This is a genomic window from Terrabacter sp. Soil810 (assembly GCF_001429645.1).
Classification (GTDB): domain Bacteria; phylum Actinomycetota; class Actinomycetes; order Actinomycetales; family Dermatophilaceae; genus Terrabacter.
In genome coordinates, this window is sequence record NZ_LMSW01000011.1 from 1,877,867 (window position 1) to 1,894,952 (window position 17,086).

General features: G+C 71.5%; 16 protein-coding genes. 1 reads left to right on the forward strand and 15 read right to left on the reverse strand.

From position 1 onward, the window contains the following. Nucleotides 1–90 precede the first annotated feature (90 nt). Nucleotides 91–2,139 carry an AAA family ATPase gene (locus ASG96_RS14620; protein ID WP_057588307.1) on the forward strand — a complete coding sequence of 683 codons (2,049 nt, stop codon included), beginning with the start codon at nt 91–93 and terminating at the stop codon, nt 2,137–2,139. 7 nt (nt 2,140–2,146) lie between these two features. Here ASG96_RS14620 and ASG96_RS14625 read toward each other — a convergent pair whose 3' ends face one another. The 15 genes from ASG96_RS14625 to ASG96_RS14695 all read right to left on the reverse strand — a co-directional run bounded on the left by ASG96_RS14625 (nt 2,147) and on the right by ASG96_RS14695 (nt 16,992). After that, nucleotides 2,147–2,440 carry a hypothetical protein gene (locus ASG96_RS14625; RefSeq protein ID WP_057588308.1) on the reverse strand — a complete coding sequence of 98 codons (294 nt, stop codon included), beginning with the start codon at nt 2,438–2,440 and terminating at the stop codon, nt 2,147–2,149. A gap of 37 nt (nt 2,441–2,477) precedes the next feature. Continuing rightward, nucleotides 2,478–3,404 carry an intradiol ring-cleavage dioxygenase gene (locus tag ASG96_RS14630; protein WP_082591781.1) on the reverse strand — a complete coding sequence of 309 codons (927 nt, stop codon included), beginning with the start codon at nt 3,402–3,404 and terminating at the stop codon, nt 2,478–2,480. Nucleotides 3,405–3,550: 146 nt separating this feature from the next. Next, entirely contained in the window at nt 3,551–3,940 is a 390-nt protein-coding gene (locus tag ASG96_RS14635; protein WP_057588309.1) for a hypothetical protein, read from the reverse strand. Nucleotides 3,941–4,158: 218 nt separating this feature from the next. Then, a complete protein-coding gene (gene aroQ / locus ASG96_RS14640; RefSeq protein ID WP_056757488.1) occupies nt 4,159–4,596 on the reverse strand; it encodes a type II 3-dehydroquinate dehydratase in 438 nt (145 codons plus the stop codon). A gap of 10 nt (nt 4,597–4,606) precedes the next feature. After that, the gene (gene aroB / locus ASG96_RS14645) at nt 4,607–5,734 is read right to left on the reverse strand and encodes a 3-dehydroquinate synthase (RefSeq protein ID WP_056757491.1); all 1,128 of its coding nucleotides are present in this window, start codon (nt 5,732–5,734) and stop codon (nt 4,607–4,609) included. Beyond that, nucleotides 5,731–6,261, reverse strand: a complete 531-nt coding sequence (locus ASG96_RS14650) for a shikimate kinase (RefSeq protein WP_056757494.1) — start codon at nt 6,259–6,261, stop codon at nt 5,731–5,733. The genes aroB and ASG96_RS14650 overlap by 4 nt, the downstream gene beginning before the upstream one ends. Beyond that, nucleotides 6,255–7,475, reverse strand: a complete 1,221-nt coding sequence (aroC, locus tag ASG96_RS14655; protein ID WP_056757496.1) for a chorismate synthase — start codon at nt 7,473–7,475, stop codon at nt 6,255–6,257. The genes ASG96_RS14650 and aroC overlap by 7 nt, the downstream gene beginning before the upstream one ends. 106 nt (nt 7,476–7,581) lie before the next feature. Then, nucleotides 7,582–8,283, reverse strand: coding sequence for an A24 family peptidase (locus ASG96_RS14660; RefSeq protein ID WP_235509160.1), 702 nt, complete (start codon nt 8,281–8,283; stop codon nt 7,582–7,584). Between the two features lie 8 nt (nt 8,284–8,291). After that, the gene (locus tag ASG96_RS14665) at nt 8,292–9,155 is read right to left on the reverse strand and encodes a shikimate dehydrogenase (RefSeq protein WP_057588311.1); all 864 of its coding nucleotides are present in this window, start codon (nt 9,153–9,155) and stop codon (nt 8,292–8,294) included. Continuing rightward, nucleotides 9,149–10,372, reverse strand: coding sequence for an endolytic transglycosylase MltG (mltG, locus tag ASG96_RS14670; protein ID WP_056757505.1), 1,224 nt, complete (start codon nt 10,370–10,372; stop codon nt 9,149–9,151). Before mltG ends, ASG96_RS14665 begins: the two co-directional genes overlap by 7 nt. Then, a complete protein-coding gene (ruvX, locus tag ASG96_RS14675) occupies nt 10,369–10,875 on the reverse strand; it encodes a Holliday junction resolvase RuvX (protein ID WP_056757508.1) in 507 nt (168 codons plus the stop codon). Before ruvX ends, mltG begins: the two co-directional genes overlap by 4 nt. Nucleotide 10,876: 1 nt before the next feature. After that, on the reverse strand, nt 10,877–13,549 hold the full coding sequence (alaS, locus tag ASG96_RS14680) for an alanine--tRNA ligase (protein ID WP_057588312.1): 2,673 nt from the start codon (nt 13,547–13,549) through the stop codon (nt 10,877–10,879). A gap of 340 nt (nt 13,550–13,889) precedes the next feature. Beyond that, a complete protein-coding gene (locus tag ASG96_RS14685) occupies nt 13,890–14,942 on the reverse strand; it encodes an ABC transporter ATP-binding protein (protein WP_056757515.1) in 1,053 nt (350 codons plus the stop codon). After that, nucleotides 14,939–16,009 (reverse strand): ABC transporter ATP-binding protein, encoded by a 1,071-nt coding sequence (locus ASG96_RS14690; protein WP_056757518.1) that lies wholly within the window; start codon nt 16,007–16,009, stop codon nt 14,939–14,941. The genes ASG96_RS14685 and ASG96_RS14690 overlap by 4 nt, the downstream gene beginning before the upstream one ends. Continuing rightward, complete coding sequence (locus tag ASG96_RS14695; protein ID WP_056757522.1) at nt 16,006–16,992, reverse strand: ABC transporter permease; 987 nt, start codon at nt 16,990–16,992, stop codon at nt 16,006–16,008. Before ASG96_RS14695 ends, ASG96_RS14690 begins: the two co-directional genes overlap by 4 nt. Nucleotides 16,993–17,086 lie beyond the last annotated feature (94 nt).

Genomic DNA, 17,086 nt, shown 5'->3' on the forward strand with positions numbered 1-17,086 from the left:
GCAACACACCGAGCAGGTCACGACCCACCGGCGTCCGATCCCGGCGGGTTGCCATCTCCTCGGTGTGTTCCGCTGACGAAAGGTCCTCGCGTGCCCTCGCCCGACCACGGACTCGACGCCGAACTCGCCCGGGAGCAGGCCTATCTCGACGACGCGCGCGAGCAGCTCGCGCGGATGCGTCGGCTCGCCGAGTCCCTCGACGCGTCGAAGGCGAGCGACGCGGTCTCGGGAGAGGTCCTCGGCTGGGTGCTGGCGCGGCGCATCGCCTCGCTCCAGGACGACCCGCGCACGACCCTCTTCTTCGGCCGCATCGACGTCGACTCGCCCGGCGGACCCGCCGAGCAGTTCCACATCGGCCGACGGCACGTGTCGGACGAGGCGGGCGACCCGGTCGTCGTCGACTGGCGGGCCCCGATCTCGACGGCCTTCTACCGTGCCTCGTCGGTCGAGCCGATGGACGTCGTGCTGCGGCGCCGCTTCGGCGTCGACCGTGGACACCTGACGGCTCTCGAGGACGAGCACCTGCGCGAGCCGGAGCAGTCAGGGTCGACGGCCGGCTCGCTCCTCGCCGCCGAGATCGAGCGCCCGCGCACGGGCCCGATGCGTGACATCGTCTCGACGATCCAGCCGGAGCAGGACGCAATCGTCCGGAGCGACGTCGCCGTGAGCGTCTGCGTGCAGGGGGCGCCCGGCACCGGGAAGACCGCCGTCGGGCTGCACCGCGCCGCCTGGCTGCTCTACTCCTTCCGCGAGCGCCTCGACCGCTCGGGCGTGCTCGTCGTCGGCCCCAACCGCGCCTTCCTCGACCACATCGGAGCGGTGCTGCCCTCGCTCGGCGAGGTGCGCGTCGGGCACGCGACCATCGAGTCGCTGCTCGAGCACGGCCGGGTGCGCACGGACGAGCCGGCCGAGGTGGCGACCCTCAAGGGCGACGCCCGCCTCGCGTCGGTGCTGCGCCGCGCCGTGTGGTCGAGCCTCGTCCGTCCCACCGAAGCGGTCGTGGTGCCGCGCGGCGTGCGCAAGTGGCGCGTCCCGGCCTACGAGGTCGCCGACATCGTCGACGAGCTGGCCGCCCGCGGCGTGCGCTACTCCGCCGCGCGTGACCTGTTCCCCCAGCGCCTCGCCCACCACGTGCTCCTGGAGATGGAGCGGGCGGGCGACGCGCCGGACGACCGGGTGCAGGACGCGGTCGCCAGGTCGGCCGCGGTCAAGACGTACGTCTCGTCCGTGTGGCCCGCCCTCGACCCACAGGGGGTGCTGCACCGTCTGTGGTCCGACGCCGACGCGCTGCGAGCTGCCGCCGGTGACGACCTCACCGACGACGAGCAGTCGATGCTCTTGTGGGACAAGCCCGCCCGCACCAAGGGTGCCGCCCGCTGGTCGCGCGCCGACATGGCGCTGCTCGACGAGCTCGACGACCTGCTGCGACGGGTGCCCAGCCTCGGCCACGTCGTGCTCGACGAGGCGCAGGACCTGTCGCCCATGCAGCTGCGCGCGGTCGGGCGGCGGTGCTCGACGGGGTCGGTCACGGTGCTCGGCGACATCGCCCAGGGCACGACCCCGTGGGCGACGGCATCCTGGGACGAGGCGATGCGTCACCTCGGCAAGGACGACCACGACCTCGTCGTGCTCGACCGCGGTTTCCGGGTCCCGGCCGTCGTGATCGAGTACGCCGCCCGGCTCCTGCCCGTCATGGCGCCGGGTCTCGGCGCACCGGTGTCGGTGCGCGACAACCCGGGGCGGCTGGACATCGTGCCCGCGGCTCCGGGCGGCCTCGACGCCGAGGTCGTGCGGGCCGTCGCGCGGGCCTCGAGCGCGGCGGGGTCGGTCGGCGTCATCACGCCGGACGCCGACGTCGAGCGGGTCTCGGCCGCGCTCGCTGCCGCCGGCGTGCCGCACGGACGGCTCGACCGCGACCACGGCGACGACGAGGACCATCAGGTCGAGGTCGTGCCGGCGAGCGTCGCCAAGGGTCTCGAGTTCGACCGCACCGTCGTCGTCGAGCCGGCGGCGATCGCTGCAGCCGAGCCCGACGAGCGCACCGGCCTGCGGCGCCTCTACGTCGTGCTGACCCGCGCCGTCTCCGAGCTGACGATCGTGCACACCGAGCCGCTGCCCGAGGCTCTCGGCGCAGGCTGACGTCCGCTCACTGAAGCCCCTGGTGGGCCCCCCACCGGTCCGCGGCCCGGTCCGCGGCTGCCGCGATGAGTGCTGCGAGCTCGGCGCGGTCGGGCACGGTGAACGACACGTAGGCGCCACGACCGCCCTGGACGGGTCGGCCGTACGCCTTGGCCGCGAGATGGCCGTCCGGGAGCATCCGGACGTTGAGCGTGTCGAGCCGGAACTCCTGTCCCCGGCGACTGTCGTTCCAGCGCAGCGCCTCAGGGATGGTCACGTTGATCGCCATCGCGCTGACGACGAGGTCCTCGTCCTCACTCATGGGAGCAGGCTCCCACGTGCCCGGGCCCTGTGGCGGGTCAGACGCCGATCGTCAACGCAGCCGTGTAACCAGACGTGGCGCTGCCCGACATCGTCGCGAGCTGGTGGATGCCACCGTCGTCACCGAAGACGTTGTCGCGCTGGAGACTGACCTGCGAGAGGTTGCCGACGCTCTGCTCGTAGCCGCTCATGGCGTAGACCGTCTCGCAGGTGGTCTGGGGCAGGGCGATCTGCGAGGTCTTGACGATCGGGCCGCTCGACGTCGCATCGCTCACCTTCGAGTAGACCTCGAAGTGGATGTGCGGCCAACGTCCCGAGTAGCAGGCGGGAAAGATCGACGTGAAGGTTGCCGTGCCCGACTCGTCGGTGGCCTGCACGCCGCGCAGGTAGTTCTCGTCGGCCGCGCCCTGGCTGTACATCGAGTAGCTGCCGTCGCGGTCGCAGTGCCAGACGTAGACGGCCGCGCCGACGAGCGCAGAGCTCGTCGCGAGATCCTTCACCGTCAGCTTGATGGTCAGGGGCACACCCTGGGCCGTCGTGGTGGAGGAGCCGAAGCTGCTGCGGATGTCCTGGCGCAGGATGCCGGAGTCGTCGAGGGCGTTCTGGCCGTTGGACCCGTCGCCCGGGAAGGGCCCGGCCGTCTCGTCCGGCGCTTCGACGAGATCGGCATCGGTCGTGGCAGCGGAGGTGGCCGCCGCCGTCGAGGTGGCGGCGCTCGTCGCGGTGGCCGAGGACGTGGCGCTCGACGAGCTACTCGTCGCGCTGCTCGTCGTGACCGACGCGGTGCCGGAGCTGCACGCTGCGAGCGCTCCCGCGACACCGAGACCGCCGAAGAGGGTCAGCGCCCGGCGCCGGTCGACGAGGGTCTGGAGGTCGTAGACAAGTCCCCGGTCGTGGTCCTCGATCTCGTTGCCGTGCTCGTCGAGCCACTCGTGCTCAGGGGCCGAGGGAGTGCGCGGTGCCATGGGCCGACCTTTCGTCGCGGGACCCGGTAGTCCCTCCTGAGAAGACTCTGAGAGTCTCATCCGTGGCGACCCGTTGCTCGGTCTGTGCAATCGCTGTGAGACTGCGGCTCGGGGCTGGATCGGACGCCTCTTCCCGGTCCGTGGTGTCAGGAGCGAGCGGCTTCCGTCGAGCGAACGAGGTCGAGCGCGCACTCCTTGACCCTCGAGGCGTCGCCCGTGTCGACCGTGGCGAGGTAGACGAACCAGCTGCCGTCGTGCTGGGCCGCGAGACGGCATGCTCTCGGCCAGCCCTTCAGCTCGTACACCGGTGACCGGGCCGGGATGAAGCCGGCCGAGTGCTCGGTCACCTCCGGCAGCTCCGACTGCGTGAGCTCGTTCAGGCTCGAGTACGTGCAGGAGACCCGGAACACCTCCGGTCCGAGCTGGGCCGGTGCGAGTGCCTGCGGCCGATCAGGTCGCGAGCTGTACGTGACGCCGTCGTGCACCACGAGGTCCGTGAAGTCGACGATCGCCCGCCGCACCGGCGTGACCGACACCGGCGGGCAGCCGGGCACCGCCACGGTCGTCGGTTCCGGGGCCGAGGCTGGATGCCGGACCGGCTGCACGCACCCCGACAGAGCGGCCGCGCGACGAGCACCGCGCCGCCGACTGCGAGCCGCTCTGCGTGGGTCACGACAGCAACGTACGGCGCGCGGAGGTGAGCCGGATGGGCAGCGTCGGGCTCCGTCATCACATCGTGACGGGCCCGCTGCCGTCAGACCAGGGCGCGCAGGGCCAACAGGTAGGACTGCAGGCCGAAGCCCGAGACCGTGCCGGTCGCGACCCCCGCGACGACGCTGGTGTGCCGGAACTCCTCGCGGGCAGCCGGGTTGCTCAGGTGCACCTCGACGAGGCTGCGTCCGCTCGTGGTCACGATGGCGCAGGCGTCGCGGACGGCATACGAGTAGTGCGTGAAGGCGCCCGGGTTGAGCACGACGTCAGCCCCCACGTCGACGGCCTCGTGCAGCCAGTCGATGAGCTCGCCCTCGTGGTTGGTCTGGCGACAGTCGGCGACGAGGCCCAGGTCGCGCGCCTCGCGCTGCACCGCGGCGTGCACGTCGTCGAGCGTGTCCGAGCCGTAGACCTCCGGCTCTCGGGTGCCGAGACGGCCCAGGTTGGGGCCCGACAGGACGAAGACCGTGGGTGCCGTCATGCCCGCGAGTCTACTGAGCGGCCGCGTCGGCGCGGCGCGACACGAGGCCGTATGCCGCTTGGAGCAGCGCGTCGTCAGGCCCGGCCAGACGGGTGGGCTCGGCCAGACCGTCGAGCACGACGAACCGCAGCGTCGAACCGCGGGACTTCTTGTCGCGTCGCATCGCGGTCAGCAGCTCGTCCCACCGGCCCGCGGCATACGTCGTCGGCAGGCCGAGCGAGGTGAGGACCGAGCGGTGCCTGGCCACGAGCGCGTCGCCCTCGGGACCGCTCAGGTGACCGGTGAGGCGGGCGAGCTCGGCGACGTAGACCATGCCGACCCCCACCGCCTCGCCGTGCCGCCACGAGTAGTGCTCGACCTGCTCGATGGCGTGGCCGAAGGTGTGGCCGTAGTTGAGGATCTCGCGGAGCGAGCTCTCGCGCAGGTCGGCGGCGACGACGTTGGCCTTGACCCGGACGGCGCGCTCGATGAGCTCGCGCAGGTGCGGGTTGGCGGCACTTCGGGCCCGGTCGGCGTCATCCGCGGTGGCCGACTCGACGAGGTCGAGGATGACGGGGTCGGCGATGAAGCCGCACTTGACGACCTCGGCGAGACCCGCGGCGAGGTCGGCCACGGGCAGGGTCGCGAGGACGTCCACGTCGCAGAGCACCCCGGCCGGCGGGTGGAAGGCGCCGACGAGGTTCTTGCCCTCCGGGGTGTTGATCCCGGTCTTGCCACCGAGGGCAGCGTCGACCATGCCGAGTAGCGTCGTCGGCACCTGGACGACGCGCACCCCGCGCAGCCACGACGCCGCGACGAAGCCGGCGAGGTCGGTGACCGTGCCGCCGCCGACCCCGACGACGGCATCGGTGCGGGTGAAGCCGGCGCGGCCGAGCTGCGCCCAGAGGGCCGCAGCGACCTCGGCGGTCTTGGCCGCCTCTGCGTCGGGCACCTCGGCGGCGTGGACGGCATACCCCCGACCCTCGAGTGCTGCTGTCACCCGGGACGTGAGCCCGGGGAGCGTCGGGGGGTGGACGACGAGGACGCGTTCGACGTCGGGGCCGAGGAGGTCACCGACGCGGTCGAGCACACCGGACCCGATGACGACGTCGTAGTCGCCGCCGACGGCGATCGTCGTCGGCTCGGCCGGAGCGCTCACGCCCGGGCCGCCTGGAGCTCGGCGACGACGACGTCGACGACCTCGTCGGGCGTGCGGCCGGCGGTGTCCACGCGGACGGTCGCGATGCGCTCGTAGGTCGGGCGCCGCTGGTTCATCATCGCGACCCACGACGCGCGGGGGTTGACCGACAGGAGCGGTCGCGACCGGTCGAAGCCGATCCGCTTGCTCGCGTCGGCGATGGCGACGTCGAGGAAGACGACGGCGTGCCCGGCGATGGCCGCCTCGGTCAGCGGGTCCATGACCGCTCCCCCGCCGAGCGAGACGACGCCCGGCTCCTCCGCCAGCGCCCGGGCGACCTCGGCGCGCTCGAGGTCGCGGAAGACGGACTCGCCGTCGTCGACGAAGATGTCGGAGATCGACCGGCCCTGCGCGGCCTCGATGGCAGCGTCGACGTCGTGGAAGGCGACGCCCAGGCGCGACGCCAGCGCCTGCCCGACGGTGGTCTTGCCGGCGCCGGGAGGCCCGACGACGACGGCCACGGGGCGGCTCACGGGCTCGTTCACCATGTGCGCAGCCCCTGCCGGATGCCGTCGAGGTATGCCGTGTGGTTGCGTGACGTCTCGGTGACCGAGTCGCCCCCGAACTTCTCGAGGCACGACGCGGCGAGGACCAGCGCGACCATCGCCTCGGCGACCACGCCCGCGGCAGGCACGGCGCAGACGTCCGAACGCTGGTGGATGGCCGTCGCGGCCTCCCCCGTGGCGACGTCGACCGTGGACAGCGCCCGCGGCACGGTGCTGATCGGCTTCATCGCCGCGCGGACGCGGAGCACCTGGCCGGTCGACATGCCGCCCTCGGTGCCGCCGGCCCGGCCGGTGCGGCGGGTGATGACGCCGTCGACGAGCTCCATCTCGTCGTGCGCCTCGGAGCCGCGACGCCGGGCCGTCTCGAAGCCGTCGCCGACCTCGACGCCCTTGATCGCCTGGATGCTCATGAGGGCCTGCGCGAGCTGCCCGTCGAGCTTGCGGTCCCAGTGCACGTGCGAGCCGAGACCCGGGGGCACGCCGTAGGCGAGGACCTCGACGACGCCGCCGAGGGTGTCGCCGTCCTTCTTGGCCGCGTCGACCGCGGCGACCATGGCAGCCGACCCCTGAGGATCGAAGGCGCGCACGGGGTCGGCGTCGAGGCGCTCGACGTCGTCGGGGGTCGGCAGGGCGGCGCCGGCGGCCACACCTGCCGTCCCGATCGAGACGGTGTGCGACACGAGGCGGATGCCGTAGGACTGCTCGAGGAAGCGGGCGGCGATCTCGCCGAGCGCGACCCGGGCCGCGGTCTCGCGGGCCGAGGCACGCTCGAGCACGGGGCGGGCGTCCTCGTGACCGTACTTCTGCATGCCGACGAGGTCGGCGTGCCCCGGACGAGGGCGGGTCAGCGGCTTGTTGCGCGCGACCTCCTTCTCGGCGTTCACGTCGTCGGAGGCGGCATACGCCTCGTCGCTGACGGCCTCGGGGCTCATCACGGTGGTCCACTTCGGCCACTCGCTGTTGCCGATGCGCACCGCGATGGGCGAGCCGAGCGTCAGGCCGTGGCGCAGGCCACCGAGGAACTCGACCTCGTCCTGCTCGAACGTCATCCGCGCACCGCGGCCGTAGCCGAGGCGACGACGGGACAGGGCGGCCTGCAGGTCCTTCGCCCCGACCTCGACGCCGGCGGGCAGCCCCTCCATCATGGCGACGAGTGCGGGACCGTGCGACTCACCGGCCGTCAACCAACGCAACATGCCCCGATCCTCCCACGGGGTCCGCCACCGCCCCCGACCCGCCCGCTCCGCGGGACCGGGCTCGCGGGCTGCGCTCGGGAGGGCAGGCGGTCGGGAGAGCAGGCGCTCAGACGAGCGGGCTCACCTGGACGACGAGGGAGATGAGCAGACCGAGCAGCATCCAGGGACCGAACGCGATGTCGTCCTTGCGGGTGCCGCGGCGCAGGACGAGCCGCACGAGCCCGTAGACCCCCGCGAGGATGAAGGCGGCATACGACGCCACGAGCGTCGTCGACACGCTGACGTAGCCGGTCGCGAGCCCCACGAGCCCGGCGAGCGTCACGTCGCCGTAGCCGAAGCCGCTGCCGAGCAACGCCGCCACGAGCGCGAGCACGAAGTAGATCGTCCAGAGCACGGCGCCGGCGATCGCCGCCCGGCGCAACGCCTCCCAGTCCCCCGAGGCGAGGGACGCGAGCGCGAGCTGCGCCACGAGGAGTGGGTATGCCGGCCGCGTCAGTCCGCGCGGCAGGCGATGCACGTCCGCGTCGATCCACGCGAGGCCGACGGCGACGAAGGCGAACCCGAGGTAGGCTGGCGTCAGCGCCCACTCCGACAGGGGTCCGAAGCGCCAGGCGAGCAGCCCCCACAGGAGGGCGAGCGCGACCGGCACGACGACCGGCGAGACGCGCGGCGGGGGCCCGGCCTCGTCGTCGAGGCGGTAGCCACCGGTCGCGAGCCGGCGTCGCAGCACCTCGCCGACGAGCCCACCGGCCACGGCCAGCGCGACGACGAACCACCACGGCGTGCCCGGGGCCGTCGCCCACGTCATCGGCGGGATCATGGGTCCTCGCGCCGGTCGCGCAACGCGAGTCGGAGGGCGTGCGACATCTCGGCGAGCGGAGCCGGGCGACCGGTCATGAGACGGACCTGCTCGGTGGCCTGGTGCAGGAGCATGTCCGTGCCCGCGGCGACGGCCCAGCCGCGGTCACGCGCGGCGCGCTGCAGGGCGGTCTCGCCCGAGCCGTAGACGACGTCGAGGACCACGGGACGTCTCGAGCCCTCCGACGCCTCGGGGAAGGAGCCGAGGCCCGGCACCGACGCTGGTGGCACGGTGCTGACGACGGCGTCGACGTCGGCCGCCGTGGCCCACTCCCCCAGGTGGACGACCTCGACGGCCAGCCCGGCCTGCCGGGCCTGCGCGAGGGTCTCGGGGCGGACCCGGTCGCGCACCATGAACACGACCCGCCCGCGGGGCGCCGACACGGCAGCGATCGCAGCGCGTGCGGTGGCACCCGAACCGACGACGAGCACGCTCGACGGGTCGGTGCACCCGGCGACGCGCAGCGCCATCGTGATGCCGTGAACGTCGGTGTTGTGCGCGGTCCAGCCCTGCGACCCGTCGGGGTCGCGGACGAGGGTGTTGGCCGCGCCCGTCACCGCGGCGAGCGTCGTCACCGTGGTGGCCGACCGGAACGCCACCTCCTTGAGGGGCATCGTCAGGGACAGACCGACCCACGTCGCGTCGAGTCCGGCCAGGGCGGCGGCGAAGCCTGCCTCGTCGACCTCCCGGCGGTCGTAGGACCAGTCGTGCAGGCCCAGCGCCGCGTACGCCGCCCGGTGCAGCACGGGCGAGAGCGAGTGCCCGATCGGGCTGCCCCACACCGCGCAGTGCCGGGCGACGTCGCGCCCCTCGTTCAGCACTTGCCCTTGTTGTCGGTGCACCACTTCTGGAACTGCGCCACGTTGCGCTGGTGCTCCTCGTAGGTGGCGGCGAACTTCGTCTCCCCCGTGTCGAGGTCGACCGTCACGAAGTAGAGCCACGGCCCGGCCACGGGTCCGGCGGCGGCCTCGAGGGCGCTCTCTCCCGGGTTGGAGATCGGGCCGGGCGGCAGACCGGTGAAGCGTCGCGTGTTGTAGGGGTTGTCGCTGTCGAGCATCTCCTGCGTGGGGACACCGCGCTTCTTGAAGATGTAGTTGACCGTCGAGTCGAACCCGAGCGACATCTTGGCCGCGAGCCGGTTCTCGACGACGCGGGCGACCTTGGACCGGTCCGCCTGGTTCTTGGCCTCGCCCTCGACGAGGCTCGCCACCGTGACGACGCGCTCCATCCGGTCGGGCGTGATGCCGAGGGCGTCGAGGCGCTTGGTCGACTCCGCGACCATCTGCTTGAGCTGGTCGAGCGCGGTCGCCGTGGGCCCGAACTCGTAGCTCGCCGGGAAGAGGTAGCCCTCGAGGTTGCCCTTGGCCGACGGGGGCAGGCCGAGCTCGTCGACCTTCTTGGCGGCCGCGACGTACTGCGCCACCGGGATGCCCGACGACTTCGACAGCTTGGCGTAGATCTCGCTCGCCCAGAGACCCTCGGGGATGGTGACGCGGGTGATCATACGGTTCTTGGGGTCGACGAGGATCGCGAGGGCGTCGGACGCCTTCATCTGCTTCTTCATCTCGTAGACGCCCGGCTGGATGCCGGCGCTCTTCGGGTCGTTGTTGGCGGCCTCGATGAAGGCCTTGCTCGACTTGACGACGTCCTGGTCGGCCAGGGTCTTGGCGATCGCGCTGCCGCCCGCACCCTGGTCGACGGTCACCCGGATCTCGCCCGTACCCGGGCCCGGGTAGTCGTTGGACTCGAGGAAGCCCTCGACGACCGGCTTGAGGGCCTTGTAGGCGACGGCGACGCCGCCGCCGATGACGGCGAGCGCGAGCACGATCACGACGAGGCGGCGGAAGACCGACGGCTTGCCCTTCGGCGCACCACCTGACGCGCCCTTGCCGGCCCGGCGGTTGCCGCGCTTGCGGGCCGCGAGCTCCTGCTCGCGCAGCTCGCGTCGGCTCATCGGCGGCGCCGCGTGCGTCTCCTCGACGTGCTCGAGGGTCTCTTCGTGGTCGCCGAAGATGGATGACTCGAGATGGTCCTTCATCGACGACGTTCCTTCTTCCGTTTGCCCCCCGGCGTGACGGTCTCCCCGGGCGGCCTGCCCGACAGCGCCTCGGTGTCGAGGGCCGACTGCAGGATGAGCACCGCAGCAGCCTGGTCGACGACGGCCCGTTGACCCCGACCCGGGACGCCGCTGTCGCGTAGTCTGCGGTGCGCGTCCACGGTGGTCAAGCGTTCATCGACCATCCGCACCTCCACCGTACCCAGACGGGCCGCGAGCCGACCGGCATAGTCGCGCGCGATGCGCGCCGCCTCGCCCTCCTGGCCCGACAGCAGGCGCGGCAGCCCGACGACGACCTCGATCGCCTCGAGCTCCTTCGTCAGGGCCACGATGGCGTCGACGTCGCTGTCGGTCTCGGCATCCCGCGCCAGGGTGCGCACCGGATGGGCGAGCACCCCGGAGGCGTCCGACGCCGCGACGCCGACGCGGGCATTGCCCACGTCGACGCCGACGCGGGCCCCTGGACGGGCGCGGGGATCCGACAAGTCAGTCGCCTCGGTTGCGGAGCTGGTCCTCGACGGAGCCGAGGGCCACCGAGACGCGCGACGCGTCGGTGCCGCCGCCCTGGGCGAGGTCGTCCTTGCCGCCGCCACCGCCGCCGAGCGCCTGCGCGGCGACCTTGACGAAGGCGCCGGCCTTGAGTCCGATCTCGCGGGCGCGTTCGTTCGTCGCGACGATGACGACCGGGCGGCCGGCGGCCACGGAGGCCATCGACACGAGCACGGGACGGTCGTTGCCGAGGCGGCCGCGCACGTCGGTGACGAGCTTGCGCAGGTCGTCGCCGGTGACGCCGTCGCCCGCGTCGTGGCTGACGAACGTGACGCCGGAGATGTCGCGCGCCGACTGGACGAGCCCGGACGCCGCCCCGAGCACCTGGCTCTGACGCACCGCCGCGATCTCCTTCTCGGCGTCGCGCAGCCGGCCGAGGATGGTCGCGATGCGGTCAGGCAGCTCGTCGCGCCGCACCCCGAGCGTGTCGGTCAGCTGGCTGACGATCGTCGCCTCTCGGGCGAGGTGGGAGTACGCGTCGGCACCCACGAGCGCCTCGACGCGCCTCACGCCCGACCCGATCGAGCTCTCGCCGAGCAGCTTGACGACCCCGATCTGGCCGACGCGCGGCGTGTGCGTGCCGACGCACAGCTCACGCGACCACTCGCCGATCGACACGACGCGGACCCGCTCGCCGTACTTCTCGCCGAAGAGCGCCATGGCGCCGAGCTTCTTCGCGGCGTCGATGGCCATGACGTCCGCCGTGACGGGCAGGTCGTCGAGCAGCACGGCGTTGATCCGCGACTCGATCTCGCCCATGGCCGCGGCGGGGACGGCCTGGAGCGACTTGAAGTCGAAGCGCAGCCGACCCGGGGAGTTCTCGGAGCCCGCCTGCGTGGCCGTGTCGCCGAGCTCGTCGCGCAGCGCCTGGTGGACCATGTGGGTCGCGGTGTGCGCGCGGGAGATCGACCGGCGGCGCACGACGTCGACCTCGGCCTCGGCGTCCTCGCCGACGCGCGCCTCGCCCTCGAGCACCGTCGCGCGGTGCACGACGAGACCGGTGATGGGGCGCTGGACGTCGGTGACCTCGATGAGGGCCCCGCTCGTGAGGCGGATGTGGCCGTGGTCGGCCTGCTGGCCACCGGACTCCGCGTAGAGCGGCGTGCGGTCGAGCACGATCTCGACCTCGTCACCGGGACCGATGCGGTCGACGACGACGCCGTCGCGGATCAGGCCCCGGATACGCGTGTCGGTCTGGGTCTGGTCGTAGCCGGTGAACTCGACGTCGCGGCCGAGGGTGTCGGACAGCTGCCGGTAGACGCTCGTGTCTCCGTGCGCCGACTTCTTGGCCCTGGCGTCGGCCTTCGCGCGGTCCCGCTGCTCGCCCATGAGCCGGCGGAAGCCGGGCTCGTCGACCTGCAGACCCTGCTCGGCGGCCATCTCGAGCGTCAGGTCGATCGGGAAGCCGTACGTGTCGTGCAGCGCGAACGCCTCGGCGCCGCCGAGGGTCGTGGCACCCGAGGACTTGGCCCGCGCCACCGCCGTGTCGAGGATCGTCGTGCCCGAGCTCAGCGTGCGTCGGAAGGCGTCCTCCTCGGCGTACGCGACCTGGCTGATCCGGTGGAAGTCGGTCTCGAGCTCCGGGTAGGAGGTCTTCATCCGCTCCATGCTGACCGGGAGCAGCTGCTCGAGCGTCGGTGCGTCGACGCCGAGCAGACGCATCGAGCGCACCGCGCGCCGCAGGAGGCGGCGCAGCACGTAGCCGCGGCCCTCGTTGCCCGGGGTGACGCCGTCTCCGATGAGCATGAGCGAGCTGCGCACGTGGTCGGCGACGACGCGGAAGCGCACGTCGTCCTCGTGGTCGGAGCCGTAGCGGCGACCTGTCAGGTCCTCCGCCGCCGCGATGACAGGGAAGACCTCGTCGGTCTCGTAGATGTTGTCGACGCCCTGGAGCAGGAAGGCGACGCGCTCGAGGCCCATGCCGGTGTCGATGTTGCGCTTGGGCAGCTCGCCCGCGATGTCGAAGTCCTCCTTCGACCGGACGTTCTCGAGCTCGTACTGCATGAAGACGAGGTTCCAGAACTCGAGGTAGCGGTCGCCCGCCTCCCAGTCGCCGTCGGCGCCGAACTCGCGGCCTCGGTCGAGCAGGATCTCCGAGCAGGGACCGCCGGGACCGGCCACGCCCATGTTCCAGTAGTTGTCCTTGCGCCCGAGGCGCACGATGCGGTCGTCGGACAGGCCCGCGATCTTCTTCCAGAGCGAGGTCGCCTCGGCGTCCTCGTGGTAGACGGACGCGTAGAGGTCCTTCTCCTCGAAGCCCAGGCCACCCTCGGCCTGGCTGCGCGTGATGAGCTCCCACGCGAGCTCGATGGCGCCTTCCTTGAAGTAGTCGCCGAAGCTGAAGTTGCCGTTCATCTGGAAGAACGTGCCGTGGCGGGTCGTCTTGCCGACCTCCTCGATGTCGAGGGTGCGCACGCACTTCTGCACGCTCGTCGCGCGCGAGAACTGCGGGGTCTCCTGACCGAGGAAGTACGGCTTGAACGGGACCATGCCGGCGTTGACGAACAGCAGGTTCGGGTCCTCGTGCACGAGCGGGGCGCTCGGCACGACGGTGTGGCCGCGGCTGCCGAAGTACGAGAGCCAGCGACGCCTGATCTCAGCGGTTTCCATGATGAGTCCTTGGGGTCGACACGTGTGGTCTGCGGGAGGCCCGTCGCAGGTGGTGACGGGCAGGCGGGGCGGGGTCAGCCCGGCGCCTCACTGGCGCGCGGCTGACCCCCGGGGGGCTCGCCTCGCCGGCTGCAGGCCACCGCACCGGGTGTGCCTGGGTCCCTGGTGGGCCACGTTCATCGTCCTTCGGTCGTCGGCGCACGCTCACGCCGAGGTGGTTCAACCCTAACGGACCGCGTGAGACTCGTCCCACCACCGTTGACCGGGTATGCCGCTGGGCCGGCTCCCCCGTGCGGGAACCGGCCCAGCGGCATACGTCGTGCGTCCTCGCCCCCGGCACTCAGGCCGAGTGCTCGACCTCGGCGACGAGGTCGGTCTTGACCTCCGGGAAGTGGCAGGCCTGCAGGTGCACGCCGCCCTCGCGGAAGGTGCGCGTCGCCAGGTCGGCCGTGGCCGAGACGAGCGGAGGCTCCTGCTGGGCGCAGATGTCCTGCGCCTTCCAGCAGCGCGTGCGGAAACGGCAGCCGCTCGGCGGGTCGATCGGGCTCGGCACGTCGCCGACCAGGCGGATGCGCTCCTTGGGGGCGATGCCGCGGGCGACGTTGATGTCGGGCGCCGCCGAGAGCAGGGCCTGGGTGTACGGGTGCTCGGGGGCCTCGTAGATCTTCTTCTTGTCGCCGTACTCGACGATCTTGCCGAGGTACATCACCGCGACCTGGTCGCAGAAGTGGCGCACGACGCCGAGGTCGTGGGCGACGAAGATGAACGCGAGGTCGAGCTCGTTGCGCAGCTTGGCGAGCAGGTTCATCACCTGCGCCTGGATCGACACGTCGAGAGCCGAGACCGGCTCGTCGGCGATGATCAGCTTCGGCTCGACCGCGAGGGCGCGGGCGATGCCGATGCGCTGGCGCTGGCCTCCGGAGAACTCCGAGGGGTAGCGGTTGATGTGCTCCGGGTTGAGGCCGACGAGCTGGAGCAGCTCCTGCACGCGGGCCTTCTCCTTGCCCTTGTGCAGGCCGTGCACGCGCAGCGGCGTGCTGAGAATCGCCCCGACCGTCTGCCTCGGGTTCAGCGAGGAGTACGGGTCCTGGAAGATCATCTGCACGTTGCGGCGGATGTCGCGCAGCTCGTGCTCCTTGAGGTGCGTGATGTCACGCCCCTCGAACTCGACGGTGCCGCCGGTGGGCTCGTCGAGCCGCGTCACGAGCCGCGACGTCGTCGACTTGCCGCAGCCGGACTCGCCCACGAGTCCGAGGGTCTGGCCCTCGTTGACCGTGAAGCTGATGCCGTCGACGGCCTTGACCGTCGCCTTGACCATGCGCAGTCCCTGGACCTCGCGGAACGGGAAGTAGCGCTGGAGGTCGGTGACCCTGAGCAGCGTCTTGTCGCTCATCGGACTCCCTCGTCGTTCTGCAGCGTGGCCACGGGGTCGGCCAGGTGGCAGCGGATCTCACGGTTGGACAGGCCCGGCGTCGGCCGCCACTCCGGCAGCACGGTCCAGCAGGCATCCCCCTCGACCTGCGTCTTGAACTCGCAGCGCGGGTGGAAGGAGCAGCCCGACGGCAGGTTGAGCAGGCTGGGCGGCGTGCCCTTGATCGCCTTGAGCTCCTCGAGGTCCTCCGAGTGCGAGGGCAGCGACTGGAGCAGGCCGTAGGTGTACGGGTGCGACGGCTGGGCCAGCACCTCCTTGGCGCTGCCCTTCTCGACGCCACGGCCGGCGTACATCACGAGGATGTCGTCGGCCGTCTCGGCCACGACCGCGAGGTCGTGGGTGATGAGGATGACCGCCGAGCCGAACTCCTTCTGGAGGTCGTTGACGAGGTCGAGGATCTGGGCCTGCACGGTGACGTCGAGCGCGGTCGTCGGCTCGTCGGCGATGAGCAGCTTGGGGTTGTTGACCAGGCCGAGGGCGATCATGGCGCGCTGGCGCATGCCGCCCGAGAACTCGTGCGGGTAGGAGTTGGCGCGACGCTGCGGGTTGGGGATGCCCACGAGGTCGAGCATCTCGACCGCACGCTTGAGGGCGACCTGCTTGCTCACCTTGTTGTGCGCCTGGTAGGCCTCGGCGATCTGCTTGCCCACCTTGTGGAACGGGTGCAGCGAGCTCTGCGGGTCCTGGAAGACCATGGCCGCCTTCGTGCTGCGGATCTTCTGGAAGGTCGAGCTCGGCGCGCCGACGAGCTCGATGCCGTCGAGCTTGATGCTGCCCGTGATCTGGGTGCGCTTGGGGTTGTGCAGTCCGAGCACCGCCATGCTGCTCACCGACTTGCCCGAGCCGGACTCGCCGACGATGGCGAGCGTCCGCCCGAGGCGAGCCTGGTACGTGAGGTTGGAGACGGCCTTGACCACGCCCTCCTCCGTCGGGAAGGCCACCGAGAGGTCGTTGACGTCGAGGACGACGTCGCCGGCGTTGCGGGCCTCTGCGGTCTGGGTCGAGATGGTGTTGACGGTCGTGGTCACGAGAGCCTCACTCGCGGGTCGATGAAGGAGTACGCGATGTCGACGAGGAGGTTCATGACCACGACGACGACGGCTCCGATGAGCACCGTCCCCATGATGACCGGCAGGTCGAAGGACCGGAGCGCGGCCAGGCCGCGGCGGCCGATGCCGTCGACGCCGAAGATCTGCTCCGTGATGAGAGTGCCGGTCAGCAGGGCCGCGATGTCGAGGCCCAGGATCGTGGCGATCGGGCTCATCGCGGCCCGGAAGCCGTGCTTGAACAGCACGGTGCGCTCGTTGATGCCCTTCGACCGGGCGGTGCGGATGTAGTCCATCGACAGCGTCTCGATCATCGAGTTGCGGGTGTAGCGCACATACGACGCGGAGGTGACGAGTCCGAGGATCAACGCGGGTGCGAGCATGCCCATGAAGTAGGGCCCGACTCCCGCGGATATCGAGGAGTACTGCGGAAGGATGTTCCACAGGATGACCGGGTAGAGCGCAACGAGCAGCGCGAGGACGTAGTACGGGATCGAGCCGAGCACCTGCGAGCCGCCGACGAGCCCGCGGTCGGACGCGGAACCGCGGCGCACTGCCGCGAGGATGCCGAAGGTCACGCCGACCGTCACGAACACGACTGCGGCCATCAGAGCCAGCACGACGGTGTTCGGGAAGCGGGTGAAGAGCTCCTCGTTGACGGAACGACGCGTCACGAACGAGAAGCCCAGGCACGGGGCGCCGCAGTGCACGGTGTCGCCCGCGTAGACGAAGTCGCGACCGACGAAGAGACCCTTGAAGTAGGTGAGGAACTGCTCGATGAGGGGCTTGTCCAGCCCGATGCTCTTGGTGATGGCCTCGAGCCGTGCGGGGTTGCACTTGGTCTCGGGGCACATGGCCTGGGCCGGGTCGGACGGGCCCGCGAAGAACAGCAGGAACGCCGAGACCAGGGTGGCCATGATGACGCTCAGGGCGAGAGCCGACCGCCTGAGGATGTACGTGAGCACGTTTTGCCTTCCAAACGAGGTGGGCGCCGGTGGTGGGGGCCCGGGAAACCCGGACCCCCACCACGGCTTCAGTTCAGATCTTGCTCCCCTTGCG